The organism is Streptomyces sp. NPDC057694, assembly GCF_042799415.1.
Classification (GTDB): Bacteria; Actinomycetota; Actinomycetes; order Streptomycetales; family Streptomycetaceae; genus Streptomyces.
Genome location: NZ_JBHVIX010000013.1, coordinates 1 through 24122 on the forward strand (window position 1 = coordinate 1; position 24122 = coordinate 24122).

General features: G+C 70.4%; 23 protein-coding genes, 1 tRNA gene and 1 pseudogene. 12 read left to right on the plus strand and 13 right to left on the minus strand.

The annotated features are described in order from the left end of the window. The first annotated feature begins 360 nt into the window (after nt 1–360). The gene (locus ACFVDP_RS25615; protein WP_383493948.1) at nt 361–2349 is read left to right on the plus strand and encodes an FAD/NAD(P)-binding protein; all 1989 of its coding nucleotides are present in this window, start codon (nt 361–363) and stop codon (nt 2347–2349) included. Nucleotides 2350–2477: 128 nt separating this feature from the next. Next, nucleotides 2478–2927 carry a DoxX family protein gene (locus tag ACFVDP_RS25620; RefSeq protein ID WP_383493951.1) on the plus strand — a complete coding sequence of 150 codons (450 nt, stop codon included), beginning with the start codon at nt 2478–2480 and terminating at the stop codon, nt 2925–2927. 73 nt (nt 2928–3000) lie between these two features. Here the strand turns inward: ACFVDP_RS25620 and ACFVDP_RS25625 are convergent, their stop codons facing one another. After that, nucleotides 3001–3546 carry a superoxide dismutase family protein gene (locus ACFVDP_RS25625; protein WP_383493954.1) on the minus strand — a complete coding sequence of 182 codons (546 nt, stop codon included), beginning with the start codon at nt 3544–3546 and terminating at the stop codon, nt 3001–3003. Nucleotides 3547–3837: 291 nt separating this feature from the next. Between ACFVDP_RS25625 and ACFVDP_RS25630 the strand changes: the two genes are divergently transcribed. Next, on the plus strand, nt 3838–4464 hold the full coding sequence (locus tag ACFVDP_RS25630; protein WP_383493957.1) for a DedA family protein: 627 nt from the start codon (nt 3838–3840) through the stop codon (nt 4462–4464). Here the strand turns inward: ACFVDP_RS25630 and ACFVDP_RS25635 are convergent. Further along, nucleotides 4452–4682 (minus strand): DUF2277 domain-containing protein, encoded by a 231-nt coding sequence (locus ACFVDP_RS25635; protein WP_383493960.1) that lies wholly within the window; start codon nt 4680–4682, stop codon nt 4452–4454. The two genes, ACFVDP_RS25630 and ACFVDP_RS25635, sit on opposite strands and share 13 nt — an antisense overlap. Before the next feature lie 110 nt (nt 4683–4792). On the opposite strand from ACFVDP_RS25635, the gene ACFVDP_RS25640 reads away from it, so the two are divergent. Together ACFVDP_RS25640 and ACFVDP_RS25645 are read left to right on the plus strand one after the other, a co-directional pair. After that, nucleotides 4793–5176 (plus strand): hypothetical protein, encoded by a 384-nt coding sequence (locus ACFVDP_RS25640; RefSeq protein WP_383493963.1) that lies wholly within the window; start codon nt 4793–4795, stop codon nt 5174–5176. Between the two features lie 166 nt (nt 5177–5342). Further along, entirely contained in the window at nt 5343–5753 is a 411-nt protein-coding gene (locus ACFVDP_RS25645) for a hypothetical protein (RefSeq protein ID WP_383493966.1), read from the plus strand. A gap of 8 nt (nt 5754–5761) precedes the next feature. On the opposite strand, the gene ACFVDP_RS25650 is transcribed toward ACFVDP_RS25645, so the two are convergent. Next, complete coding sequence (locus ACFVDP_RS25650; protein WP_383493969.1) at nt 5762–6010, minus strand: hypothetical protein; 249 nt, start codon at nt 6008–6010, stop codon at nt 5762–5764. A 131-nt stretch (nt 6011–6141) separates the two neighbouring features. Then, a tRNA-Val gene (locus ACFVDP_RS25655) sits at nt 6142–6213 on the minus strand. A gap of 180 nt (nt 6214–6393) precedes the next feature. Here ACFVDP_RS25655 and ACFVDP_RS25660 point away from each other — a divergent pair. The 4 genes from ACFVDP_RS25660 (at nt 6394) to ACFVDP_RS25675 (ending at nt 9518) form a co-directional block, all read left to right on the plus strand. Continuing rightward, nucleotides 6394–7173, plus strand: coding sequence for a DUF4097 family beta strand repeat-containing protein (locus ACFVDP_RS25660; protein WP_383493972.1), 780 nt, complete (start codon nt 6394–6396; stop codon nt 7171–7173). Between the two features lie 83 nt (nt 7174–7256). Continuing rightward, complete coding sequence (locus ACFVDP_RS25665) at nt 7257–8672, plus strand: hypothetical protein (protein WP_383493975.1); 1416 nt, start codon at nt 7257–7259, stop codon at nt 8670–8672. 101 nt (nt 8673–8773) lie between these two features. Then, nucleotides 8774–9274 (plus strand): DUF4383 domain-containing protein, encoded by a 501-nt coding sequence (locus ACFVDP_RS25670; protein WP_383493978.1) that lies wholly within the window; start codon nt 8774–8776, stop codon nt 9272–9274. A 22-nt stretch (nt 9275–9296) separates the two neighbouring features. Then, complete coding sequence (locus tag ACFVDP_RS25675) at nt 9297–9518, plus strand: zinc ribbon domain-containing protein (RefSeq protein ID WP_383493981.1); 222 nt, start codon at nt 9297–9299, stop codon at nt 9516–9518. Nucleotides 9519–9842: 324 nt separating this feature from the next. Here ACFVDP_RS25675 and ACFVDP_RS25680 read toward each other — a convergent pair whose 3' ends face one another. The 3 genes from ACFVDP_RS25680 to ACFVDP_RS25690 form a co-directional block, all read right to left on the minus strand. Continuing rightward, the gene (locus ACFVDP_RS25680; RefSeq protein ID WP_383494560.1) at nt 9843–10574 is read right to left on the minus strand and encodes an HAD family hydrolase; all 732 of its coding nucleotides are present in this window, start codon (nt 10572–10574) and stop codon (nt 9843–9845) included. Between the two features lie 80 nt (nt 10575–10654). Then, the gene (locus ACFVDP_RS25685; protein WP_383493984.1) at nt 10655–13135 is read right to left on the minus strand and encodes a phosphoribosyltransferase; all 2481 of its coding nucleotides are present in this window, start codon (nt 13133–13135) and stop codon (nt 10655–10657) included. 11 nt (nt 13136–13146) lie between these two features. Next, entirely contained in the window at nt 13147–14322 is a 1176-nt protein-coding gene (locus ACFVDP_RS25690; protein WP_383493987.1) for an HpcH/HpaI aldolase/citrate lyase family protein, read from the minus strand. A gap of 253 nt (nt 14323–14575) precedes the next feature. Between ACFVDP_RS25690 and ACFVDP_RS25695 the strand changes: the two genes are divergently transcribed. Next, entirely contained in the window at nt 14576–15400 is an 825-nt protein-coding gene (locus ACFVDP_RS25695) for a TerD family protein (RefSeq protein ID WP_383493990.1), read from the plus strand. Nucleotides 15401–15454: 54 nt separating this feature from the next. Here ACFVDP_RS25695 and ACFVDP_RS25700 read toward each other — a convergent pair whose 3' ends face one another. The 6 genes from ACFVDP_RS25700 to ACFVDP_RS25725 all read right to left on the minus strand — a co-directional run bounded on the left by ACFVDP_RS25700 (nt 15455) and on the right by ACFVDP_RS25725 (nt 20092). Continuing rightward, complete coding sequence (locus ACFVDP_RS25700; RefSeq protein ID WP_383493992.1) at nt 15455–16192, minus strand: Tellurium resistance; 738 nt, start codon at nt 16190–16192, stop codon at nt 15455–15457. Nucleotides 16193–16363: 171 nt separating this feature from the next. Then, entirely contained in the window at nt 16364–17509 is a 1146-nt protein-coding gene (locus ACFVDP_RS25705; protein ID WP_383493995.1) for a DUF475 domain-containing protein, read from the minus strand. A 70-nt stretch (nt 17510–17579) separates the two neighbouring features. After that, nucleotides 17580–18155: a TerD family protein gene (locus ACFVDP_RS25710; protein WP_383493998.1), complete on the minus strand. Its 576-nt coding sequence runs from the start codon at nt 18153–18155 to the stop codon at nt 17580–17582. A gap of 115 nt (nt 18156–18270) precedes the next feature. Then, nucleotides 18271–18846, minus strand: a complete 576-nt coding sequence (locus tag ACFVDP_RS25715; protein WP_383494001.1) for a TerD family protein — start codon at nt 18844–18846, stop codon at nt 18271–18273. Between the two features lie 144 nt (nt 18847–18990). Next, nucleotides 18991–19449, minus strand: coding sequence for a peroxiredoxin (locus ACFVDP_RS25720; RefSeq protein ID WP_383494004.1), 459 nt, complete (start codon nt 19447–19449; stop codon nt 18991–18993). Nucleotides 19450–19660: 211 nt separating this feature from the next. Then, nucleotides 19661–20092: a DUF3052 domain-containing protein gene (locus tag ACFVDP_RS25725; protein ID WP_383494007.1), complete on the minus strand. Its 432-nt coding sequence runs from the start codon at nt 20090–20092 to the stop codon at nt 19661–19663. A gap of 431 nt (nt 20093–20523) precedes the next feature. On the opposite strand from ACFVDP_RS25725, the gene aceE reads away from it, so the two are divergent. Both aceE and ACFVDP_RS25735 read left to right on the plus strand, forming a co-directional pair. Then, the gene (aceE, locus tag ACFVDP_RS25730) at nt 20524–23256 is read left to right on the plus strand and encodes a pyruvate dehydrogenase (acetyl-transferring), homodimeric type (protein ID WP_383494010.1); all 2733 of its coding nucleotides are present in this window, start codon (nt 20524–20526) and stop codon (nt 23254–23256) included. 93 nt (nt 23257–23349) lie between these two features. Beyond that, nucleotides 23350–24069 (plus strand): annotated as a pseudogene (locus tag ACFVDP_RS25735) (potassium channel family protein); the annotation flags it as partial. Between the last annotated feature and the right edge of the window lie 53 nt (nt 24070–24122).

The following is a 24122-nucleotide window of genomic DNA, read 5'->3' on the forward strand; positions in this document are numbered from 1 at the left end:
GCGCACCTCCGCCTTGGGTGGGTGGCGCGCCCTGATGGAGACAGCGCACGAAGTGCGCATCTCCAGGGGCGCGGGGAACTGCGCGAGAAGCGGCCACCGCCCCGCACACGACCGACAACCCGATAAGGGGCGCGGGGAACTGCGCGACCAGCCACGACGAAAGCCGCACCCGAGAACAAAGGCGAGCGCAGCTCGCTTTTCAGGGGCGCGGGGAACTGCGCAAGACGCGACCACCGACCGGCACCCGCCCACCAACCCAAGGGCACAACCGGCCCCACCAGCCCCACCCGCCCCACCAAAACGGCATGATGATGCGGACCAGCCACTTCCAGCAGCCCCACATGCCCCGGGAGTCCCGTTTTGCCCCGCACTCACTCCGAGCAGTCCGCCGAATCGGCACCCGAGCTCAGCCTCGCGATCGTCGGTGCGGGCCCCCGCGGCACCAGCGTCCTGGAACGACTCACGGCCTCGGCGCAAGAGCTGCTGAAGCCCGGCACCCGGCTCACGGTCCACGTGATCGACCCGGCACCCCCGGGCGCGGGCGCGGTCTGGCGCACGGACCAGGCACCGGAGCTGCTGATGAACACGGTCGCCTCCCAGGTGACCCTGTTCACGGACCCGAGCGTCGACTGCTCGGGCCCGATCCGCCCGGGCCCGAGCCTGTACGAGTGGGCGGCACGCCACGACACCGGGAACGAGCCGCTCGGCCCCGACGACTACCCGACCCGCGCCCGCTACGGCCGCTACCTGCGCTGGGTGTTCGCGGAGACGGTCGCCACGGCCCCGCCCCTCGTCGAGGTCACCGTCCACCCCACCCGCGCCGTCCGCCTCGACGACGCCCCCGACTCCCCCGGCTCCCCCGACGGCCACCAGACCCTCACCCTCGCCGACGGCAGCGAGATCACCGGCCTGCACGCCGTCGTCCTCACCCAGGGCCACCTCCCGGTCGCCCCCACCACGGGCGAGAGCACCCTCACCGAGTACGCGCGCCGGCACGGCCTGCGCCACATACCGCCCGCCAACCCGGCCGACGTCGACCTGAGCGACGTACACCCCGGCGAAACGGTCCTGCTGCGCGGCCTCGGCCTCAACTTCTTCGACCACATGGCGCTGTTCACGCAGGGCCGCGGCGGCCGCTACACCCGCACACCCGAGGGCGGCCTGCGCTACCTCCCGTCGGGCGCCGAGCCGCGCCTGTACGCCGGTTCGCGCCGCGGCATCCCGTACCAGGCGCGCGGCGACAACGCGAAGGGTGCGTACGGACGCCACCGGCCGCTGGTCCTCACCGAAGAGTCGATCGCCCGTTTCCGCAAGCGCGCCGAATCCGGTGACGCCCCCGACTTCCTCGCCGACATATGGCCGCTGGTCGCCAAGGAGGTCGAGACGGTCTACTACGAGGCGCTGCTGAAGGCCGCCGGCCGCCCCGCACCGGAGTTCCGCGACCGCTACCTCGCCACCCTCAGACCCTCCCCCGGAGGAGCTCAAGAGGCCGACGTCCTGCGGGAGTTCGCGATACCCGAGGCCGACCGCTGGTCCTGGGACCGGGTCTCGCGCCCGCACTCCGGCCGCACCCACGCCTCCACCGCCGACTGGCACGGCTGGCTGCTGGAGCGACTGCGCGAGGACGCCGCCCACGCGGCGCTCGGCAATGTCGACGGGCCCGTGAAGGCCGCCCTCGACGTCCTGCGCGACCTGCGCAACGAACTGCGGCTCGTGGTCGACCACGGCGGCCTGTCCGGCGCCTCCCGCCGCGACCACCTGGACCGCTGGTACACCCCGCTCAACGCGTTCCTGTCCATCGGCCCGCCGCGCCGCCGCATCGAGGAGATGACGGCCCTGATCGAGGCGGGCGTACTGAGCGTCGTCGGCCCGCGTCTCGAAGTCGCCACCCGGGGCGGCCGGTTCGTCGCCCACTCCCCCGACGTACCGGGCTCGGCAGTGACGGCCACCACACTCATCGAGGCCCGCCTCCCCGAACCGGACGTGCGCCGCACCGCCGACGACCTCATCGCCCGCCTGCTGAAAACCGGCCAGGCCCGCCCGCACACCGTCGACGAGCACGAGACCGGCGGCCTCGACGTCACCCCGCGCCCCTACCGCCTGATCAACCGTCAGGGACGTTCACACGCACGTCGGTTCGCCTTCGGCGTGCCCACCGAAGGGGTGCACTGGGTGACGGCGGCGGGGGCCCGCCCCGGCGTCGACTCGGTGACGCTCTCGGACGCCGACGCGGTGGCCCGGGCCGCTCTGCGCTCCGCCGAAAGCACTGAAAGAGCCGAAACGGGGCTCCCTCCCGAGATCACCCGAGGCCGATCATGGCCGAATGTTGAAGTTGCAAGCACAAGTTAGGCACCCCTAATCTGAACCACTCCCACATCGGTGGCAACGGCGGCAACGGCGGCGCCGACCACATCGGTGAACCCGGTCACGTCCCCAAGCTCGGCCGGGAACCGACAACCGACCGAAGGAGTCCCCCCATGACCCGACGTCTCAACACCGCCCAGCCCTACGCCCTCGGCCTGTTCCGCATAGTCATCGGTCTGCTCTTCGCCTGCCACGGCGCCGCCGCGCTCTTCGGCGTACTCGGCGGCTCGCAGGGCGGCGGCACCGTGGCCGCCGGCACCTGGCCGAGCTGGTACGCGGCCGTCATCCAGCTCGTCGGCGGCGGCCTGGTGCTGCTCGGCCTCGGCACCCGTGTCGCCGCCTTCGTGGCGTCGGGCTCGATGGCCTACGCCTACTTCGACGTGCACCAGCCCTCGGCCCTGTGGCCGCTGCAGAACGGCGGCGAGGCCTCCGCGCTGTTCTGCTGGACGATGCTGCTGCTCGTCTTCACCGGCTCCGGCGCCCTCGGCCTCGACCGGCTGTTCTCCCGCCGCGGCGCGCAGGTCGCGCAGAGCGCCCCGGAGCGCGAGACCGTGGCGGCCTGACCCGCACACACCGGCGCCCGCGCTCCTTCGGGAGGGCGGGCGCCGCATCACGCCCCGGACCGACCTGCGAGGGCTACGAGTTCTGCGGGGACGGCGCGAATCCCACCGTGACGCAGCCGACCCTCGCCCCCTTCATGCCCGGCATGTCGTGCAGCACGACGGACGCGGCCCCGCCGGACCGCAGCCCCCACGTCTTGCGCGCGACCGCCGAACCGGCACCCGAGGCGTCGGCGGTGAAGTCGAGCCACACCTCGTTCCTGGCGTTGGCCTGCTTCGGGTCCACCACGTGCTGGTAGTGCCCGCCCGCGGCCTTCGGATCGGCGCCGCACGGGTTCTGATGCACGTGCGCGCCGTACGTGTGGCCGGGAACCAGGCCGGTGACCCGCAGATCCACGGTCATGCCGGCGTCGTCGCCGTACTGCTGGACCTTGATCGACGACCCCGCGGGCACCAGCTTCGTGTCGTACGTGATCGCGGGCGAGGGCACCATCGCCGTCGGCGGGGCGAACCTGCCCTGCGCCATCACCCAGTAGCTGTCCGCGGAGCTCCCGGTCCCGCCCCCGCCGCCCACCGCGAGCACGGCCGCCGCGAGGGCGCCGGTCACCATTCCTGCCACCATCACCGCTCCTCCTCTTCGTCCTTGCTCGTTCAGCCCGTTCGTAGCTCGTTCGACGTTCGTTCGTAGCTCGTTGGTACGGGAACCGAGCGCATCACACCGCGCCGGGCGCGGCACACGGGTGAACCGGTCACAGATATGAGGGCCGGACGTGAGATGGGGAACATCTGTGCCCCTTTCACCACTTCCGCCACACCTGACGCGTACGCTGTACAGCTGACATGTAGCCGCTCCTGTGTGCTCCCGCGTGGAGGGAACGGCCGGAGAACGGCTCGTACAGGAAGTTGGCGCGCAGTGCTGGAGAGTGTGGGGTCGCTGGCCGACAGCCCATGGATCTACGTGATCGTGGCGCTCTCCGTGCTCTTCGACGTCTTCCTGCCCGTGCTGCCCAGCGGTTTTCTCGTGGTCACCGCGGCCACGGCGGCCGCGGCCGGTACGGCGGGCGCCGCCACGGGACAGCTGCCGAGCAGCACCCCCGAGCTGCTGGCCCTCACCCTCTGCGCCGCGACGTCCTCGGTCCTCGGCGACCTCGTCGCCTACCGGCTGGCCTGGCGCGGCGGCGAGCGTCTGGACCGCGCCATCGCCCGTTCCCGCCGCCTCACGACCGCGCAGGAACGTCTCGGCGGGGCGCTCGCCCGCTCCAGCGGCGGACTCCTCGTGATCATCGCCCGGTTCGCGCCCGCGGGCCGCTCGATCGTCTCCTTCGCCGCGGGCACGGCGCACCGCAGGGTCCGCGAGTTTCTGCCCTGGTCGGCGCTGGCGGGCGTGGCCTGGGCCGCGTACAGCGTGGCGCTCGGCTACTTCGGCGCGCAGTGGCTCGGCGCGAGCTGGCTGTCCACGGGCGTGTCCGTGCTCGCCCTGATCGGCGCGGGCACGGTGGCGGCGTTCGTGATGCGCCGCCCGGTCCCTCAGGAAGCCTGAGCCTTCGCGGAACCCCTCACTTCAAGACCGTCGAGCAGCTCGGCGGTGGCCCTGGCGATGTCGTCCACGGCCCGTTCGAACACCTCGCGGTTGTGCGCGGCCGGCGCCCGGAACCCGGACACCTTCCGTACGTACTGCAAGGCTGCGGCCCGGATGTCGTCCTCGGTGGCCTCTTCGGGGAGCGCGGGCGGGCGGAGGGTCTTGATGCTGCGGCACATGCATCCAGTCTGCCGCGATCCGGCCACTCGGCCACACGTTCGCGTGAACTCCTCGACGAACTGCCGGAAGTAGCTCGCCCCACAAATTCGAACAGACGTACCATTGCCGGGTGGCAGCGAACGATGACACCGACGACTCCACCCGCGCCCTGGGCTTCCCGGACGACCTCCTCGCCGGGCAGGAGGAACTGCACCAGGTGCGGGCCGAGCTGATAGCCCTGCTCAAGCGGCTCCCCTGGTCGGTCGAGCCGGTCGACGCGATCAGCGACACCCAGGGCTGGCGCAGGCTGGAGCGCCCGGCGTCGCCCGGCTGGAGCGAGGACGAGCAGGCAGCGGTCGAGAAGCTCCGCCGCCGCGAGCTGGAGCTGGCCGTCTTCGTGACCTGCCACCGCCACTGGTCCGCCCTCACCGGCACCGACGCGGTGCAGGCGCGGGCCCGCCTGAAGCACGTACATGACCCTGCGCCGCCCGACACCGGGAGCGGCGAGGCCTGAGAACTCCGGGGACGGCGGCGGTCAGCGGTTCCGGCGCGAGGTGAAGTACCAGGCGACGGCGGCGATGACGATCAGGATGATCAGAATCTTCATGCCCTACGAGTGCCCGCAGCGGCGCGCCTCACGCGCGCGGCATGTTGCGGGGCCGCCCGGGAAAGCGGTGTGGATGACGCCCGCCATCCGCACCGCACGCGCCCTCACCGCCGCCGCCGTACTCACCGCGGCCACCGCGACCTGGCTGGCCGCCACGGGCGGCGTGTGGTGGGCCGTCGGCCTCGCCTACGTCACGGCGCTGCTCGCCTACTGCGCCCAGCGGTCCCGCGCGGACCACCACCGCATCCTCGCCGCCCACGACAGGGCCCGGCGCCTCGCCGAAGGCGAACTGATCGACGACGGCCTCCCCTGCTGCCCCCTGTGGACCCTCTCCACCGGCGAGGTCCACGGCCCCGGCTGCCTCCGCCCCCACGACCCGGACGCCGAACTCCAGAACGCGTGCTGCACGGACGCCTTCATCTCCCACGGCCTGACCCACACCCAGCAGTGCCGGACGGCATCGGCACGGGTCGGCGCCGCCTGACACGAGGGTCAGCGCCCCTTGGACCTCCGACCCTCCATCCCGTCCCGCCGCATCCGAGCGCGGGCGCCGCGCGCGACGACCACCATCAGGACCGCAAGCAGGAACTGCCAGACGGCCCGCACCGGATCCCCCGTGACGAGCGACAGAACCCCCAGGACGACCCCGACGACGGCCAGTACCGGACAGACCCACACGAGAAACCGGTCGACGGACCGGACCGTCGCACTGCCTTCCGGGGTCATCAATTGTCGTCGCATGGCGGGCGAGTGCCCCGCACACAGACCTCGCACACAGACCTCGCACACAGACCTCGCACACAGACCTCGCACACAGAAAAGGCTCCCCGGCGTGATCGCCGGAGAGCCTCTGACCTGCTACTGAACCGCGGTGGGCGCGGACGGTTTCGAACCGCCGACATCCTGCTTGTAAGGCAGGCGCTCTACCCCTGAGCTACGCACCCGAGATTCCTGGTGCTGTGACCAGGATGAGCCGACAGCCTACCTTGCCGATGGCCCTGCACCGCAAACGCCTGAACTGCGGGGGTTAACCCCACCCGTGATCCGGTGGTGGTCCGGATCGTGGGCGGTGGGGGCGCGGTCCTACGTTCAGGGGACGCCGTTCGCCACAGGGGGAGTTCATCATGACCGTCCAGTCACGTCGCACCGTCCGCGTACTGGCCGCCGCAGCAGCCGTGGCGGCGCTCGCCGCGACCGTGACCGCGTGCGGGGCCGACGCCTCCGACGACCGGCACCCGGACCACCGTTCCTTCGCCCTGCATGGCAGGACCCTGACGGTGGACTCGGACGACTCGACGCTGGAACTGGTCCCCGGTGACGGCGACCAGGTGAAGGTGACCCGCTGGTTCCAGGGGAACACGGTGGCCGGTTCCTCGCCGAAGGCGACCTGGCGGTGGGACGCAGCGCAGGACCGGCTGACCCTGCGGATGCACTGCAACGGCATCCTGACGGACTGCTCCGCCCGCCACCGCATCGAGGTGCCGCGCGGAGTGGCCCTGGTCGTCGACAACGGCGACGGCAGCGTCCGGGCGCGCGGCTTCCACGACGGCCTGGACATCAGCACCGAGGACGGCTCGGTGCGGGTCGCGGACTCCTCGGGGCCGCTGCGCATGCGCAGCGAGGACGGCTCGCTGCACGCCTCCGGCGTCGACACCCCGCGGGTCTCGGCCGAAAGCCAGGACGGCTCGATCGACGTCGCCCTGCGCACGGTGCCCGACCGCGTCACGGCCCGCAGCGAAGACGGCTCCGTGACCCTCACGCTGCCCGGCACAACGACGTACAAGGTCGCGACGCACACCGACGACGGCGGGGTCCACGTCTCCGTCCCCACCGACCCAAGCAGCCGGCACCAGGTCTCGGCCCGCACCCAGGACGGAAAAGTCACACTGCGAACCGCGAACTAACCGACCCGTGTGTTCGTCATTAACCGGTGGGACAATGAATACCGGGCAGGGCTGATGACGGCACAGGCAGCGCGGGAGAGTTAGTGACGACGGCGACGACCGAGCGCCCCGGCAAGGCGGGGGGCGCCGCTGTTCCGCGGCGTCGTGTCCAGCGATCGCGCCGCGGGGCGCGACCGGCCGGACCCCTCCGTGATCTCCTCGTCCTCACCCTGCTTCCCGTACCGGTCCTCGTCGCGGCACTCAGCGGAGCGTTCAGCGCCGGCGGCACCCGCAAGTGGTTCGGGGGCCGCGCCGAGACCCAGCGCGCCCAGGCCCAGGAGGCCAAGGACGACGCGGCAGCCGCCTTCTACGAGCTGGACACCGCCCAGCGCGACCTGCGCATCTCGATAGAGACGATCACGGCGGTCGACGACTCCCCCGCCGCCCGCAAGGCCGTCGGAGACTTCCAGCAGCTCGGTACCCGGATCGACGAGGCCAGCGCGCAGTACATCACCGCCGTCGACGCCCACGACCTGGACCGGGACGACCTCGACGCGGGCACGGCGACTCGCGCCCGGGGTGAACTGACGGCGGCCAAGGACCAGTTGACCCGCACCAAGCAGGACCTGGACCGGTTCGCGCAAGGGCTCGGCCCGCTGCTCGGCAAGGCGGAGACCCAGCTCGCCCGCCTCGCCCCCTCGGTGGAGCGGGCCCGGCAGGCGCTGCTCGGCGCGACGGCCGCGCTGGACGGCGTACGGCAGGCCGGGCTCAAGGCCGACGACCTCGCCACCCGGCTCGCCCGCCTCGGCCCGGAGCTGACCCGGCTGAACCAGGGCGCGGGCCAGCACGGCGTCCCCGAGACCCTGGAGCGCGCGGAGCGCGTCGCCCGGGACGCCGAATCGATTCGCGTGGAGGCCGAGCGCCTCCCGGAGAAGGCCGCGGAGATCGACCACCGCCTCGTGTCGCTGCGGACCCGGGCGCAGGCCCTGACCACGCGCGCGGGCCAGGTCGAGCCGGTCCTGAGCGAGCTGCGGCGCCGGTTCTCCGCCGCGTGCTGGCAGGACCTTCAGCGTGTCCCGGATCTCGCGGGGGACAACGTGCGGCAGGCCGAGACCAAGCTCGCCGAGGCCCGCACGGCCCGCGACGAGCAGCGCTGGCCCGATGCGACGGCGCTCCTGTCGACCGTCCGCGCCCTGCTGAACAGCACCGACGAGTCGGTCTCCGCCGCCTCCGACCGCCTCCAGCGGCTGAACGCGGTGGCGAAGGACCCGCAGCAGGAGATCGACCGCACCCGGTTCGCGATCCGGGACGCCCAGCGGCTGGCGATGACCGGGCGCGCCACCCCCGATCCGCGCCACGCCCGCCCGCTCGACGACTCGGTGGGCCGGCTCGACCGCGCCGTCGACGGCCTGGAGGGCCGCCACCCCGACTACTGGCACTTCCTCACCGAGACGGAGGCCGTGCGGCAGACCGTCGCCCACGTCGTCTCGCAGATCCGCGAGGAGCGCGGCGGCGCCTGACGGCACCGGTTGACGCTCGGCGCCCGCCGGGCGGACCCTGGTACATGTACAGCCGCTCGGCCTACTCCAAGGGGGGCTAGGAGCGAGGAGGCGAGGCTCTCATGGCCACGCACGCACTCCGCCCGGGATCCTGGCGCCATGTCACGCTCGACGAGCATCTGCCCGTCGATCACCGGCTGAGCATGGTGTACCGCGTCGGCGCGGGCCTGATGGGCCTGCTGCTGCTGGTCTTCGGCATCCTCGGGTTCATCGACAAGATCGGCTTCTTCGACACCCACGGCGACAAGGTCGCGGGCCTGAACACCAACGGCGCGCTCAGCGCCCTGTCCGTGGGCGTGGGCATCCTGCTCTTCGCGGGCATGCTGGCCGGCGCCGCCATCGCCTCGACGCTCAACATGACGCTCGGCATCCTGTTCATCCTCAGCGGCTTCGTGAACCTGGCGCTGCTGGACACCCGCTTCAACTTCCTCGCCTTCCACATGCCGAACGTCCTGTTCAGCTTCGTCGTCGGACTGCTGCTGATGACCTTCGGGATGTACGGGCGGGTCAGCGGCAAGCTTCCGCACGACAACCCGTACTGGAAGGCCCGCCACGCCCCCTGACGGCGCTGGCTAGGCTTGGCGCATGCCTCGCTACGAATACCGCTGCCGCTCTTGCGGAGACACGTTCGAACTCTCCCGGCCCATGGCCGAGTCCGCGTCCCCGGCCACCTGCCCGGCGGGCCACCCCGACACGGTCAAACTCCTCTCGACGGTCTCGGTGGCCGGCACCGCGTCGTCCTCGGCGCAGGCGCCGGCGCCGTCGTCCGGCGGAGGGGGTTGCTGCGGGGGCGGCTGCTGCGGCTGACCTCCGGTGGGATGCCCGGTTTCCAGGTGCGGCTCTCGTCGTGGCTGGTCGCGCAGTTCCCCGCGCCCCTGGGTTCACTGCCGAGTGCGGCCCGGTGGCCTCTTCTCGCGCAGTTCCCCGCGCCCCTGAGGCATGCGCTCCGCGCAGCCTCGCCGATGGAGATCGCGCACGAAGTGCGCATCTCCAGGGGCGCGGGGAACTGCGCGACCAGCCCCCACCGGCCCGCAGACAAACAACAACCCGATAAGGGGCGCGGGGAACTGCGCGAGAAGCGGCCACCGGCCCGCACCCGAACGACAACCCAACAGGGCCCCGGCCCAGCCGTCACAGCGCCCCGAGAAACCCCCGCAGCACAGCCTCCCCCGCAACAACCCCCCGCTCCCCCAGCACAGTGACCCCGTCAGCCGACCACCCGGCATCGGCCAACTCCCCGTGCCCCGGCCGCCACCCCCGATCCACGGCCAGCAAAAGATCGGCGTCCAGCAACGAGTCCCCGGCCCCGAGCACCTGCCCGGCCCCGACCCGCCGGGCGACCTCCCGAGCCGCGGCCCCCTTGGTCAACGGCTTCGGCACGGCGTACACCTTCCGCCCCTGGAGCGACACGCCCCACCCGAGCCCCTCGGCCCACTCCCCGAGCTCCTTGACCCACCCGGCGGGCATCCGCTCCCGGTCGACCACGAGGTACGCGAACAGATCCTCGGCGACCCGCTCCTTCAGCAGCCACGCCGGATCCGCGGCGGCGACCATCCGCTCCCGCACCTCACCCAGCGGCGCGCACTCGGCGGCCAGCCGCTCCTCGACGCCCCGCGCCCAATCAGGATCGGACACCCCGTCGACCAGCAGATGCCCCCCGTTCGCACAGATCGCGTACGTCGGCGCGGGCCCGGGCAGCCGCACCCGCGCGTACTGCTCGCGCGTGCGCGTCGTGGTCGGCACGAACACGGCACGGCGGCCCAGCTCCACAAGGAGTTCGGCGGCGCGCTCGGTGACGTACGACAGCGGCTTCCCCTCGTACACCTCGACGCACAGCAGCCGCGGCGCCTCGGCGTCGGGCATCGTGAGCCCGAGCGCGCCCGCGGAGTAGATCAACGTACGGTCGAGATCGCTGGCGACGACGGTCACCGCGGAACGCTCGCTCACTGGGCGACCGCCTTGCCGTCGGCCCCGGTGGCGCCCCGCGTGAACCGCGGGTGGATCAACCCCACGCAGGTGTACGGCAGTTCGTCCACCACTTCCACCGGCACCCCGCGCTGCTCCGCGAGCAGGCGCACATGGTCCAGGTCGGCGCCCGCGTCGGCCCGCGCCAGGATCTTCCACGGCACGCGCCGCAGCAGCACCCGGGTGGTCTCACCGACTCCGGGCTTCACCAGGTTCACATCGTGGATGCCGTACTCCTCGCTGATCCGCTCGACGGCGGCCCAGCCCTCCCAGGTCGGCGTGCGGTCGGCGCCGAGGAGTTCCTTGACGTCGGCGTCCACCGCGTCGGCGACCTCGTCGAACCGCTCCTGGATCGCGTCCAGGAACCGCACCGACACGTCCGAACCGGCCAGCTCCCGGTAGAACTTGGCGCCGTGGAAGTCGTCCGGTCCGACCAGGTCGGCCCGCAGCACGGTGCGCGATATCAGCCCGGACACCGTCGAGTTGAGGCAGGCCGAGGGGATGAGGAAGTCCTCGCGGGTCCCGTACGTCCGCACGCACGAACCGGGGTCGGCGAGCACGGCGATCTCCGGGTCGAAGCCGCGCGGCCCGCCACCCGCCTCGAACTCCTCGATCGCGGCGGCCAGTTCACGCGTGATGGCGCCCTTGCCCGTCCAGCCGTCGACGAACACGATGTCCGCCGGGTCGTGGTGGGCGGCCAGCCAGCGCAGCGCCGTCGCGTCGATGCCGCGGCCGCGCACGATCGACACGGCGTAGTGCGGCAGCTCCACGCCGTGCCGGGCGAGCGCCCAGCGCCGCATCAGCACGCCCACCGGCGTACCGGCCCGCGCGAGCGAGACCAGGACCGGTCGGCGCGGCGAGCGCTCCGCGAGGACCGTCTCCGTCACCACGCCCACCGCCCGCGCGATCCGGCCGGCCGACGTGGCGAGCGCCGCGTGGAACAGCTCCTGGTACTGCTCGCTGGGCTGGTACTCGACCGGGAGCGACTCCGCGTAGTGCGCGCCGCCGCTCTGGATGGCCTCCTCGCGCTCCTCGACGGGTGCTTCGAGCCGTACGTCGGACAGGTCCTGGAGCAGCCAGCCGACCTCGTCGGGCGCGTACGAGGAGAAGGCGGGGCCGCGCAGCGGCTCGGGCAGCGACATGACGGACCTTTCAGGGGTGTACGAGGGCACGACCACGACGACCACGCGCGCGGTGTGCTCGGCGACGCGCTCCAACAGGCCTCCGGGCGCCGCAAGTTCGGCGGAGTCCCCCGCCGAGTCGAGCACGACGACGACGGTGTCGAAACCGCCGCCCGCCACGTTGTACGCGTAGCGCTCGCCGGGCCCGTCGGCCGGGGCGTCGTGCGCGGGGAAGACGAGGCGGGTGCGGATCGCGTAGCCGGGGTCGTCGACGGCGAGGACGGGCGAGCGGGTCGTGGTCGAGTACGCGACGTCGGCGCCGGCCGCTTCGAGGGCGGTGCCGAGCCGCAGCGGGGCGTACATCAGCTCCTCGTTGCCCAGTACGAGTACGCGGCCGCGGCCCCGAAGGTGCGGGGCCAGCCGCTCGGCCATCGCGGGGAGCGCCGCCTCCAGCCGCTCGCGGTGCTCGGGCCGGAAGCCGTGCCGCCCGCCGTCCGGCACCCCCTCGGGCCAGCCGAGCCCGGCGACCCGGACGATCTCACCGCGCGCGCGGCGGGGCCGCGGCAGCCCCGCCGCGCGGCTCTCGTGCTCGGCGACCAGCGCCTGCCCCTTCGCCAGGACGCCGTCGGGCAGCCGCACGGAGCCGCGCGCGGACACGATCAGGTCCACCCGTGCGCCGATCTCGCGCGCGAACGCTTCGAGTCGGCCCTGGTCGTCGGGCGAGCGCATGTCGACCAGCGCGACGATCACGTACCGCTCACGCGCGTGCAGCTCGTGCAGGACGCGGATGGTGTTGAGGACGGTGTTGCCCGTCGAGAACTCGTCGTCCACGAGGACCAGCGGGCCGTCACCGGCCAGCAGCCGCGGGTTCTCCGGCAGCAGCAGATGCGAGGTGGCGTGCGAGTGGGACTCCTCGAAGCCGCCCGCGCGAGGCACCCCTTCGACGGGGCGGCGCGTGGAGTGCAGGTACGGGGCGAGGGCGAGGCCGTCGGCGACCGAGTGGCCGAGGCCCGTCGCGGTCTCCGCGTAGCCGAGCACGACGGAGCGCCGCGCCGCCTCGTCACCGAGCAGTTCCCGGACGCGTACGCCCAGGTCGTGGCCGGTGCGCCAGACCACGGACGGGCGCTGCGGCACATGCTTGCCCAGCACGTTCGACACGAGCAGGTGGGCGCGCTTGGGGTTGCGGCGCAGCGCGAGGCCGAGCAGCCCGGTCAGCTCCGGGTCACCGGCCAGCTCGACGCCGAGCCGCTCGGCCACCCATGTCCCCGACCACACCGCGTCCACCGCACCCCTCGCGTCTCTTACGTCTTTCGCGTCCCTTGCGTCCCTGTGGTTCATCGCCTCGGCCGTCACGCGGGCAGCCCCGCGGTCAGCAGCTCCACGAAGCCGACGTCCTCCTGGGCCACGCCGAACGCCTCCGCGCGCTGCAGCGTGCGCTCGGCCCAGGCGCGGTGCGGCTTCACCTCGTTCATCTTGTTCGTGTACGCCGACCTGAGGACCCCGCCGCCGTCCCGCTCGGGGCTCAGGATGTCCCGCGCGTCGCTGTACTCCTCATGGCTGACCACGGACAAGGCGTGGACGGGCAGCACGTGCGAGGGGTGGATGCAGGTCTTGCCGAGCAGCCCATTGGCCCGGTCGAGGGCGATCTCGCGCAGCAGGCCGTCCAGGTCGTGCTCGATGAGCGCCGCGCGCAACGGCTCCGCGTCCTCCTCCAGGAAGGGGCTGCGGCGCAGCTGCGGCTTGAACATCCGCTCCTGGTGGCGGAAGTACTCCCAGACCGGTCCGGTGACCGTGAAGCCGGTGCCGTCGGCCCGCCCGAGGCGGTTGACCACGTCGGCGATGACGGAGGCCACGATCTGCACGTCGTACGCCGTCAGGTCGGCCGGGCGGCGCAGCCCGTACGCCGAGCAGAAGTCGGTGACGCCGAGCCGGAGCGCGAGGACGCGGTCGCGGTACTTGTCGACGGTGCGGGAGATCCCGGCGAGGGTCTCGGTGCGAGTCTCCAGGTGCAGCAGCTCGGGGGATTCGAGGACCGGCATGGCGAAAAGTCGCCGCCCGGTGGCCGCCTCGGCGGCGGTCAGCGCCTCCAGGAACGGAACACCCCGCTCCTCCGTGAACTTCGGCAGCACGAATCCGGACAGCAGTGCCACGGCCGGACCGAGGCGGCGGGCGAGGTCGGTGATCTGCTCGGGAGTGCGGACGCGAATGAAAAGCAGCGGCGGCTCGGCGCCGTCCTGCCCGCTTCTCGCCAGGAGGTCGGTGAACTGGCGGACCAGATTGTCCTCGGCGCCGCCCACTTCGGCGTCGTCGATCGAGTCCTCCAGGCACAGCACCATGGAGACGACGCCGCGATCGGCCTGCTTGAGCACGTCGTCCGCGAGCCGCGGCCGGGTGGCCGGGCTGTAGAGCGTGGCGCCCAGCGCTGCCGCGAGCATGCGGGGCGGCGAGTCCGCGCTGAAGAGCTGCGGCTCCCGATGGAACAGACGCTTCCGCACCTGCGGGGCGATGTGCCCGAAATGACGCATGAGACTCCCCCGATACGGCCCTGATACGACCCTGACTCGACCCGTCACGGCTTGCGAGCCGCCCGGTGCTCCTCGACGCGAAGCGAAAGAGGTGGCCGGTAATAGTACGTACAAAGGCATGTCAAGGGTTCCCGCCTGCAATGAAATTCTGGTAACCCGTGCATGTCCAGGGATGTCTTTCGGCCCTCGATACGGCCATCGGCACCGGCACCCCGCGTTGTCCTGGCCGGGGCGGGGAAGGCAGGATGACGGCATGACGCACGCGATGCTCAAGGGGGCGAATGTCCCGCTCGACGCCACGGCGGTGCGCGCCGTGCTCCGCTGGACCCCAGGGCAGGGCGTGCCGAACGTGGACGCCTCCGCTCTGCTGCTCGGTTCCGACGGACGGGTCCGCTCCGACGAGGACTTCGTCTTCTACAACCAGCCCCGGCATCCCTCCGGCAAGGTCTGGCGGCTCGGCAAGAAGCGGGTGGCCGAAGGGCTCACCGACACCGTTCAGGCGGACCTCGGCGGCATTCCCGCGGAGATCGGCAGCATCCTGCTGGTGGCCTCCGCGGAGGACGTCGAGTTCAAGCACGTACCGTCGCTGCGGATGTCCGTCTACGACGCGGCGGCCGACGGCGGCGAGCCGATCGCGCTCTTCGACATCAAGCCCGAGACCGGCGCCGAGACCGCGCTGATCTGCGGCGAGCTGTACCGGCGCGGTGACGGCTGGCGGCTGCGCGCGGTCGGCGAGGGGTACTCGAACGGGCTGGAGGGCCTGGCCGGCGACTTCGGCATCTCGGTCGACGAGACCGCCGCGTCCGCCCAGCAGGCGGCCGAGCCCGCTCCGCCGACGCCCACACCGGTCACCGTGCCGGCCCCGGCCCCGCAGCAGACGCGGCCCACCGAACCCTCGTCGTTCCCGCTGCCGCCGCCCCAGCGCCCTCCGGCGTACGGCTACCCGCAGCAGCCCACGACGCAGCCGGCCCCGCAGCACCAGCCGGCGTACGGCTATCCGCAGCCGGTGGCGGCTCCGGCGTACCCGGACCCGTCCTTCCGACTCCCGCCGCAGGGGCCGCAGTTCATCGGACGGTGACCGGGGCCCGGCCGGCACCCGCCCCAGGTCCAGTTCCAGGTCCAGGTCCAGGTCCTAGACCTTCGACTTGTAGCCGCGCCCCCACTGCAGGCCCCACCCGTAGAGGCGGTCCAGCTCGGCCTGGAAGCCGTACACGAACTTGACCTCGCGCCGCACCACGAGATCGCCCTTGACGTTCTCGATGGTGACGACGGCGCAGGAGCGGGCCTGCGGGTGCCGCTCGTCGAGGCTGATCTCGATCCGCGGGCCGTTGCTCGGGTACAGCGTCACGTGGGCGTGGGTCCGGTCGAAGGCCGGCGTCTGGTCGTAGATGTAGACGAACAGCAGCAGCCGCTTGATGGACTCGCGGTGATCGAGGTTGACGTAGAGGGTCTCGCCGGACGCCGAGCCGAACCGGTCGTCGCCGCTGAGCTTCACGTACGGCGGCGCGTTGAGCGAGCCGAAGAAGTTGCCCAGGGGCTGTACGACGCCCTTCTCACCGCTCATCAGCTCGTACAGGCAGCCAAGGTCCAGGTCGACATTGACCATCGACTGGGTGTGCGCCTGCACGACGTCGGGCTTGAACATGCTGAACGGATGCCGCAGCAGGCTGTTCTTCTCCGGCCCGCCGATGTCCGAGGTGCGCATCCGCCAGGACAGATTGACCCGCAGATTGCCCGTGGCCGCGCCCTGTTTGGAGAGCGAGACGACCGGGTGCCGCTTGGTGAGTTCGATGCTGTTGGTCGCCGCGTTGCCCGAATCGAAGTCGGACTGCGCGGAGTTGCTCCGCCATAGCTTGTCCCAGAAGGACATACCGCCCCCATGCCTGTACGTGCCGTGCCCCGCCTGTACTTACCCGTACCTATCCGCGACCGCCTGTACACGCCTGCGGGGCGGCCGTTTCGAGGACTCGTCCTCGTACGACCGCCCCGCTGACAGGGTTCCAGGGCTGGCCCCCGGGTCAAACCCCGGGGCCTCGGTGGCTCACACCCCGGACGGCACCTCGGCCTTGTCCGGGTTCCCCGTGTTGCCCTCCTCGGCCGCCAGCCGCTTGTTGCGCCGCACGGACGACCAGAACGACCAGGCGATCAGGACGACGCCGACGAGGCCGGTGATGACCTCGTTGATCTCGTAGCGGATGGTGACCAGCAGGATCACGGCGAGCGCGCCGATCGCGTAGTGCGCGCCGTGCTCCAGGTACACGTAGTCGTCCAAGGTGCCCTGGCGGACCAGGTAGACCGTGAGCGAACGGACGTACATGGCACCGATACCGAGGCCGAGCGCCATCAGCACGATGTCGTTGGTGATGGCGAAGGCGCCGATCACGCCGTCGAAGGAGAACGACGCGTCGAGGACCTCCAGGTAGAGGAACATGAAGAACGCGGCCTGGCCGGCCAGCACCACCGCGGACTTGGGCTTGCCCTCACGGGCGGCCTTCTCCTCGGCCTCGTGCTCGCGCTCCTCGTCCTCCTCGAGACGGTTCTCGAAGAAGCTGGAGAGGCCGCCGACCACCAGGTAAGTGATCAGACCGGCGACACCGGAGATGAGCACCGTGGACTGCTTGTCGACGTGCACGCCGCCGTGCTGGTGGGCGTGGATCGCGAACGTCATGGAGGAGACGAGGAGCACGATCAGCGCGATGCAGACCGAGAGCATGTCGACCTTGCCGAGCTTGGCGAGCGGCCGCTCGATCCAGCGCAGCCACTGGATGTCCCGCTCCTCGAAGATGAAGTCGAGGAAGATCATCAGCAGGAACATGCCACCGAAGGAGGCGATGGACGGGTGCGCGTCCGTCACCAACTGCTGGTAGCGGTCAGGCTGGTTGAAGGCCAGGTCGACGGCCTCGACCGGACCCATCTTGGCGCTGATCGCAACGATCACGACCGGGAAGACGAGCCGCATGCCGAAGACCGCGATCAGCACGCCGACCGTGAGGAAGATCTTCTGCCAGAAGGCACTCATCTTCTTCAGGATTCCGGCGTTGACCACCGCGTTGTCGAACGACAGCGAGATCTCGAGGATCGCGAGGATCGCGACAACCCCGAAAGCCGTCCAGCCGTCGTAGAACACCGCCGCGATCAAACCGAGCACGGTGATCGCGAACGACCAGCCGAAGGTTTTCAGAACCACTGCCTACCCCATCGTGTGTACGGGTTTCCCCGTGCTGGTAGTACGGGGCTCCCCCGCTCCGCGCACGGCTTTACGAAACATTGACTCCGAAGTCTAGAGCGATGCCGCGGAGCCCGGACGCGTACCCCTGACCGACTGCACGGAACTTCCACTCGCCCCCGTATCGGTACAGCTCACCGAAGATCATCGCGGTCTCGGACGAAGCGTCCTCGGAGAGGTCGTAGCGGGCGAGCTCCTGGCCGTCCGCCTGGTTGACGACGCGAATGAACGCGTTGCTGACCTGGCCGAAGGTCTGTCCTCTGTTGTCCGCGTCGTGGATCGAGACGGGGAAGATGATCTTGTCGCAGGTTTCCGGGACCTTGGCGAGGTCCACGATGATCGACTCGTCGTCGCCCTCGCCCTCACCCGTGAGGTTGTCCCCGGTGTGCTCGACCGAGCCGTCGGGGCTCGTGAGCTGGTTGTAGAAGATGAACCACTCGTCGCCCATCACCCGGCCGCCGCTGCACAGCAGCGCGCTGGCGTCCAGGTCGAAGTCGGCTCCGGTGGTGGAGCGTGCGTCCCAGCCGAGTCCGACCAGGACCTGTGTCAGGTTCGGTGCGGCCTTGGAGAGGGAGACATTGCCTCCCTTGGCAAGCGTGACGCCCATATCGGTGGTCCTCCCCGAGGTGTAAAGCATTGCGGCATTGCTGTGGTCCAGCGCGTCCGGCGCCGCACTGCGGGAGTGCGGCGCCGGACGGATGAGCGTGGTGGTGCGCCGGGACTCAGACGTTGACGCCGAAGTCCTGGGCGATACCGCGCAGGCCTGAGGCGTAGCCCTGGCCGACGGCGCGGAACTTCCACTCCGCCCCGTTCCTGTACAGCTCACCGAAGACCATCGCGGTCTCGGTGGAGGCGTCCTCGGAGAGGTCGTAGCGGGCGATCTCGGCGCCGCCCGCCTGGTTCACGACGCGGATGAACGCGTTGCGCACTTGGCCGAAGGACTGCTGGCGGTTCTCGGCGTCGTAGATCGAGACCGGGAAAACGATCTTGTCCACGTCCGCCGGGACCGTCGCGAGGTCGACCTTGACCTGCTCGTCGTCGCCCTCGCCCTCACCGGTGGTGTTGTCGCCGGTGTGCTCGACCGAGCCGTCCGCGCTCTTCAGGTTGTTGAAGAACACGAAGTCCTGGTCATTGCGGACCTTGCCCTCGGCGTTCGTCAGAATCGCGCTGGCATCGAGGTCGAAGTCCGCACCGGTGGTGGTGCGAACATCCCAACCCAGGCCCACGACGACCGCCGTGAGGCCCGGGGCCTCCTTGCTCAGCGATACGTTGCCGCCCTTGCTGAGGCTGACTCCCACGAGTCCTCCCTGTGGTCTTTGGGGGCGGGGAGCCCCGTAGTACGTCTGGCATCGGATCAACGTATGGATCCTAGTAACGGGTTCCCGCAGCCCGCGAGGCTTCCTACAGGGTGTCGCCCTGCAAGGCTTCTTTACAGGGTGCGCCTAGAGGCTGTCGATCGCCTTGACGTACTCGTTCAGGTCACGGGCGTCGGGCAGGCCGTTGACGACGGTCCAGCGCACGATGCCCTCCTTGTCGATGATGAAGGTGCCACGCACCGCGCAGCCCTTCTCCTCGTCGAAGACGCCGTAGGCGCGCGAGGCCTCGCCGTGCGGCCAGAAGTCGCTCAGCAGCGGGTACTCGAGGCCCTCCTGCTCGGCGAAGACCCGCAGCGTGAACGGGGAGTCGTTCGAGACGGCGAGCAGCTGCACGTCGTCGTTGACGAACTTCGGCAGCTCGTCGCGCAGGGCGCACAGCTCGCCGGTGCACACGCCGGTGAAAGCGAACGGGTAGAACAGCAGCACCACGTTCTTCTCGCCCCGGAAGTCCGAGAGCTTGATGCTCTCGCCGTGCTGGTTCTTCAGCTCGAATTCCGGAGCCTTGGTGCCGACCTCGATCGCCATGGTGAAGCTTCCCTTCGATGGGGCTGTTCAGGTGGCTTCAGCCTAGTTCCCACCCCTGAGTGCTCCACTGCCGCCCGCGGCGCCGCCGATGCCGGCCGGGGGTCGACCGGGGCCCGCCGGAGCCGTCCAGGCGTGCCTGAGGCCCTCGCGGACGCACCGAAGCGCGCCCGCCAGGGCCTCATTCTCCTAATTTCCCGTTCCGCCGGGACGCTTACCGCTTCTTGGCGGCTGCCTTCGGCGTGGCAAGACGGCTGCCGGTCCAGTCCTTGCCCGCGCTGATGCTCTTGCTCGCGGAAAGCCCGGCGGTGGTGGCGGCCTCACCGATCTCACTCGGCTCGACGTACCCGTCACGCCCGGTCTTCGGCGTCAGAAGCAGGATGGACCCGCCCTCTTCCATGTACGCGATGGCATCCACCAACGCATCAGTAAGGTCCCCGTCGTCCTCACGGAACCAGAGCACCACGGCGTCAGCCACGTCGTCGTAGTCCTCGTCGACTAGCTCGGAGCCGATGGTCCCTTCAATGACCTCGCGGAGCTCCTGATCGACGTCGTCGTCGTAGCCGATCTCCTGGACCACCTGGTCGGGCTGGAAACCAAGCCTCACGGCAAGGTTCGTCTCCGCGTGGTCCGCGGTCGCGCTCACGGATTGCCTCCTGATCATGTTTACGAAGTTGTCTTCAGCTTCGCGCGCACGCGAAGCGTTGGCCGTAGTCCACACGTGCGCGACGGATCGCGCAAGTACCCGGCCGCCGAGACCGCCGAAACGGTGACGTTCCCGGCTGTGTCACCGCAACTCCAGTCAAGGATCCCCCCTGGTCAGTGATGTATGCCACTGCATTCTGCCGGGTTTGCCCGGCCTGCCCGACCACTGAGGGGGATCAGGGCCGAACGGCCCCCCGGAACACGTGAACGACATGAGCGTATCGTTGCGAATTGTGCGCACGCGCTCACGGGGTATCGAACGGAATCCGGATTACCTCGCGGTAGAGATGACGATTCCGATTCCGCGGTACACGATGGACAACGGCGTACCCGACAGTGAATCAGCGGCATCACCGACAGTGAGGGAACAGCGTGGCTTCCGGATCCGATCGCAACCCGATCATCATTGGCGGTCTCCCCAGCCAGGTCCCGGACTTCGATCCCGAAGAGACTCAGGAGTGGCTCGACTCCCTCGACGCGGCGGTCGACGAACGTGGACGCGAGCGGGCACGCTATCTGATGCTCAGGCTGATCGAGCGCGCCCGCGAGAAGCGCGTGGCCGTGCCCGAGATGCGCAGCACGGACTACATCAACACGATCGCCACCAAGGACGAGCCCTTCTTCCCCGGCAACGAGGAGATCGAGCGCAAGGTCCTCAACGCGACGCGGTGGAACGCCGCGGTGATGGTGTCCCGCGCCCAGCGCCCCGGCATCGGTGTCGGCGGCCACATCGCGACCTTCGCCTCCTCGGCGTCGCTGTACGACGTGGGCTTCAACCACTTCTTCCGCGGCAAGGACGAGGGCGACGGCGGCGACCAGATCTTCTTCCAGGGGCACGCCTCGCCGGGCATCTACGCCCGCGCGTACCTCCTGGACCGGCTCTCCGAGAACCAGCTGGACGCCTTCCGCCAGGAGAAGTCGAAGGCCCCCGACGGCCTGTCCTCGTATCCGCACCCGCGGCTGATGCCGGACTTCTGGGAGTTCCCCACCGTCTCCATGGGGCTCGGCCCGCTCGGCGCCATCTTCCAGGCCCGGATGAACCGCTACATGGAGGCCCGCGGCATCGCCGACACCTCCAAGTCGCAGGTGTGGGCCTTCCTCGGTGACGGCGAGATGGACGAGCCCGAGTCCCTCGGCCAGCTCTCCATCGCCGCCCGCGAGGGCCTCGACAATCTCACCTTCGTCGTCAACTGCAACCTGCAGCGCCTCGACGGCCCGGTGCGCGGCAACGGCAAGATCATTCAGGAGCTGGAGTCCCAGTTCCGCGGCGCCGGCTGGAACGTCATCAAGCTGGTCTGGGACCGCAGCTGGGACCCGCTGCTCGCGCAAGACCGCGACGGCGTCCTGGTGAACAGGCTGAACACCACGCCCGACGGCCAGTTCCAGACGTACGCCACCGAGCCCGGCTCCTACATCCGGCAGCACTTCTTCGGCGACGACCACCGCCTGCGCGCCATGGTCGAGAACATGACCGACGACCAGATCCTGCACCTGGGCCGCGGCGGTCACGACCACAAGAAGATCTTCGCGGCGTTCACGGCGGCCAAGGAGCACAAGGGCCAGCCGACGGTGATCCTCGCGCAGACGGTCAAGGGCTGGACCCTCGGCCCGAACTTCGAGGGCCGCAACGCCACGCACCAGATGAAGAAGCTCACGGTCGACGACCTGAAGGGCTTCCGGGACCGGCTGCACATCCCGATCACCGACGCGCAGCTCGAAGGCGGCGCCCCGCCGTACTACCACCCGGGCCGCGAGTCCGAGGAGATCCAGTACATGCACGACCGCCGCAAGGCGCTGGGCGGCTACGTCCCGACCCGTGTCGTGCGCGCGAAGCCGCTTCAGCTCCCGGAGGACAAGACCTATGCGAGCGTGAAGAAGGGCTCGGGTCAGCAGTCGATCGCCACGACCATGGCGTTCGTCCGGCTCCTCAAGGACCTCATGCGGGACAAGGAGATCGGCAAGCGCTTCGTGCTGATCGCGCCCGACGAGTACCGCACCTTCGGCATGGACTCTTTCTTCCCGAGCGCGAAGATCTACAACCCGCTCGGCCAGCAGTACGAGTCCGTCGACCGTGACCTCCTGCTCGCCTACAAGGAGTCGCCGACGGGCCAGATGCTGCACGACGGCATCTCCGAGGCCGGCTGCACCGCCTCGCTGATCGCGGCGGGCTCCGCCTACGCGACCCACGGCGAACCGCTGATCCCGGTCTATGTCTTCTACTCGATGTTCGGTTTCCAGCGCACCGGCGACCAGTTCTGGCAGATGGCCGACCAGCTGGCGCGCGGCTTCGTCCTCGGCGCGACCGCCGGCCGCACGACGCTGACCGGTGAGGGCCTCCAGCACGCCGATGGCCACTCCCAGCTGCTGGCCTCGACCAACCCCGGCTGCGTCGCCTACGACCCGGCCTACGCCTACGAGATCGCGCACATCGTCAAGGACGGTCTGCGCCGGATGTACGGCCCGGACAGTGAGAACGTCTTCTACTACCTCACCGTCTACAACGAGCCGATCCAGCACCCCGCTGAGCCTGCCGACGTCGACGTCGACGGCATCCTCAAGGGAATCCACCGCATCAGCACCGGAACCTCCGGCACCATCCCGGCGCAGATCATGGCCTCGGGCGTCAGTGTCCCCTGGGCCCTCGAGGCCCAGCAGATCCTGGCGCAGGAGTGGAACGTGCGCGCCGATGTGTGGTCCGCGACCTCGTGGAACGAACTGCGCCGCGAGGCAGTGGAAGTAGAGCGCCACAATCTGCTGCACCCCGACGAGGAGCAGCGCACGCCCTACGTCACGCAGAAGCTGTCCGGCGCGGAGGGTCCGTTCGTCGCGGTCTCCGACTGGATGCGCTCGGTGCCGGACCAGATCTCCCGCTGGGTGCCGGGCACCTACCAGTCGCTCGGTGCGGACGGCTTCGGCTTCGCGGACACCCGGGGCGCCGCACGCCGCTTCTTCCACATCGACGCCCCGTCGATCGTGGTCGCGGTGCTCACGGAGCTCGCCCGTGAGGGCAAGGTCGACCGCTCGGTCCTGAAGCAGGCGATCGACCGCTACCAGCTGCTCGACGTCGCCTCCGCCGACCCGGGCGCGGCCGGCGGCGACGCGTAACGGCTCGCCGGGCGACCGCCTCCGCGGGCGCCTCTTCCGAGGGCGGTGGGAACTCTGGTCCCGCCGCCCTCCGGCTTTTCCTACGATGCGCGCATGAAGGAGCAACCGGCACAGATCCGCTGGGAACGGCACACACAGCGTCCGCTGTTCGCCCTGGCCCTGGTCTTCGCCGTCGGCTACGCGGTCCCCATCGTGCGTCCGGACGCCCCACAATCGGTGAACCATCTCTGCACGCTCGTGGAGTGGACGGTGTGGGGCGCTTTCGCCTTCGACTACCTCGTGCGGCTCGGCCTGTGCGCGGACCGGCCGCACTTCGTTCGTTCGCACCTCCTCGGCCTCCTCGCCGTGGTGCTCCCGCTGGCGCAGCCCCTGCGGCTGCTGCGGGTGGTGTCGACGCTGCTCCTGCTGGGCCGTCGCGCCCGGATGGCAGAGCAGATAAAGCTCACGACGTATGTCGTCGGAGCCGTGGTGGGCCTGCTGATGTTCGGCTCACTGGCGGTCCTCTCCGTGGAGCGGGACTCGCCGAACGGCAACATCAAGACGCTGGGTGACGCCGTGTGGTGGTCGTTCACCACCATGACGACGGTCGGCTACGGCGATCACGCGCCCACGACCGGCATGGGCCGGGCGCTCGCGGTGGGTCTGATGCTGTCCGGTATCGCGCTGCTGGGTGTGGTCACCGCCAATATCGCGGCGTGGTTCATCTCCCGGTTCGAGAAGGACGACGCGGAGGAGCGACGTCAGACGGAGGCCATCGAGGCGCTGGCGCAGGAGGTGCGGGGGCTGCGGGCGCAGGTGGCTGTGCTGTCGGGGCAGGCCGGGGTGCCCGTCGGGCCGGGGCCATCCGGATCGCCAGAAGTAGCCTT

What these genes read in the sequence shown, in the direction of transcription:
- ACFVDP_RS25620 (WP_383493951.1), top strand. Translation starts at nt 2,478, where the DNA reads ATGACCCGACGTCTCAACACCGCCCAGCCCTACGCCCTCGGCCTGTTC.
- ACFVDP_RS25625 (WP_383493954.1), bottom strand. Translation starts at nt 3,546, where the DNA reads ATGGTGGCAGGAATGGTGACCGGCGCCCTCGCGGCGGCCGTGCTCGCG.
- ACFVDP_RS25635 (WP_383493960.1), bottom strand. Translation starts at nt 4,682, where the DNA reads ATGTGCCGCAGCATCAAGACCCTCCGCCCGCCCGCGCTCCCCGAAGAG.
- ACFVDP_RS25645 (WP_383493966.1), top strand. Translation starts at nt 5,343, where the DNA reads ATGACGCCCGCCATCCGCACCGCACGCGCCCTCACCGCCGCCGCCGTA.
- ACFVDP_RS25650 (WP_383493969.1), bottom strand. Translation starts at nt 6,010, where the DNA reads ATGCGACGACAATTGATGACCCCGGAAGGCAGTGCGACGGTCCGGTCC.
- ACFVDP_RS25660 (WP_383493972.1), top strand. Translation starts at nt 6,394, where the DNA reads ATGACCGTCCAGTCACGTCGCACCGTCCGCGTACTGGCCGCCGCAGCA.
- ACFVDP_RS25670 (WP_383493978.1), top strand. Translation starts at nt 8,774, where the DNA reads ATGGCCACGCACGCACTCCGCCCGGGATCCTGGCGCCATGTCACGCTC.
- ACFVDP_RS25675 (WP_383493981.1), top strand. Translation starts at nt 9,297, where the DNA reads ATGCCTCGCTACGAATACCGCTGCCGCTCTTGCGGAGACACGTTCGAA.
- ACFVDP_RS25680 (WP_383494560.1), bottom strand. Translation starts at nt 10,574, where the DNA reads ATGCCCGACGCCGAGGCGCCGCGGCTGCTGTGCGTCGAGGTGTACGAG.
- ACFVDP_RS25685 (WP_383493984.1), bottom strand. Translation starts at nt 13,135, where the DNA reads ATGAACCACAGGGACGCAAGGGACGCGAAAGACGTAAGAGACGCGAGG.
- ACFVDP_RS25690 (WP_383493987.1), bottom strand. Translation starts at nt 14,322, where the DNA reads ATGCGTCATTTCGGGCACATCGCCCCGCAGGTGCGGAAGCGTCTGTTC.
- ACFVDP_RS25695 (WP_383493990.1), top strand. Translation starts at nt 14,576, where the DNA reads ATGACGCACGCGATGCTCAAGGGGGCGAATGTCCCGCTCGACGCCACG.
- ACFVDP_RS25700 (WP_383493992.1), bottom strand. Translation starts at nt 16,192, where the DNA reads ATGTCCTTCTGGGACAAGCTATGGCGGAGCAACTCCGCGCAGTCCGAC.
- ACFVDP_RS25710 (WP_383493998.1), bottom strand. Translation starts at nt 18,155, where the DNA reads ATGGGCGTCACGCTTGCCAAGGGAGGCAATGTCTCCCTCTCCAAGGCC.
- ACFVDP_RS25720 (WP_383494004.1), bottom strand. Translation starts at nt 19,449, where the DNA reads ATGGCGATCGAGGTCGGCACCAAGGCTCCGGAATTCGAGCTGAAGAAC.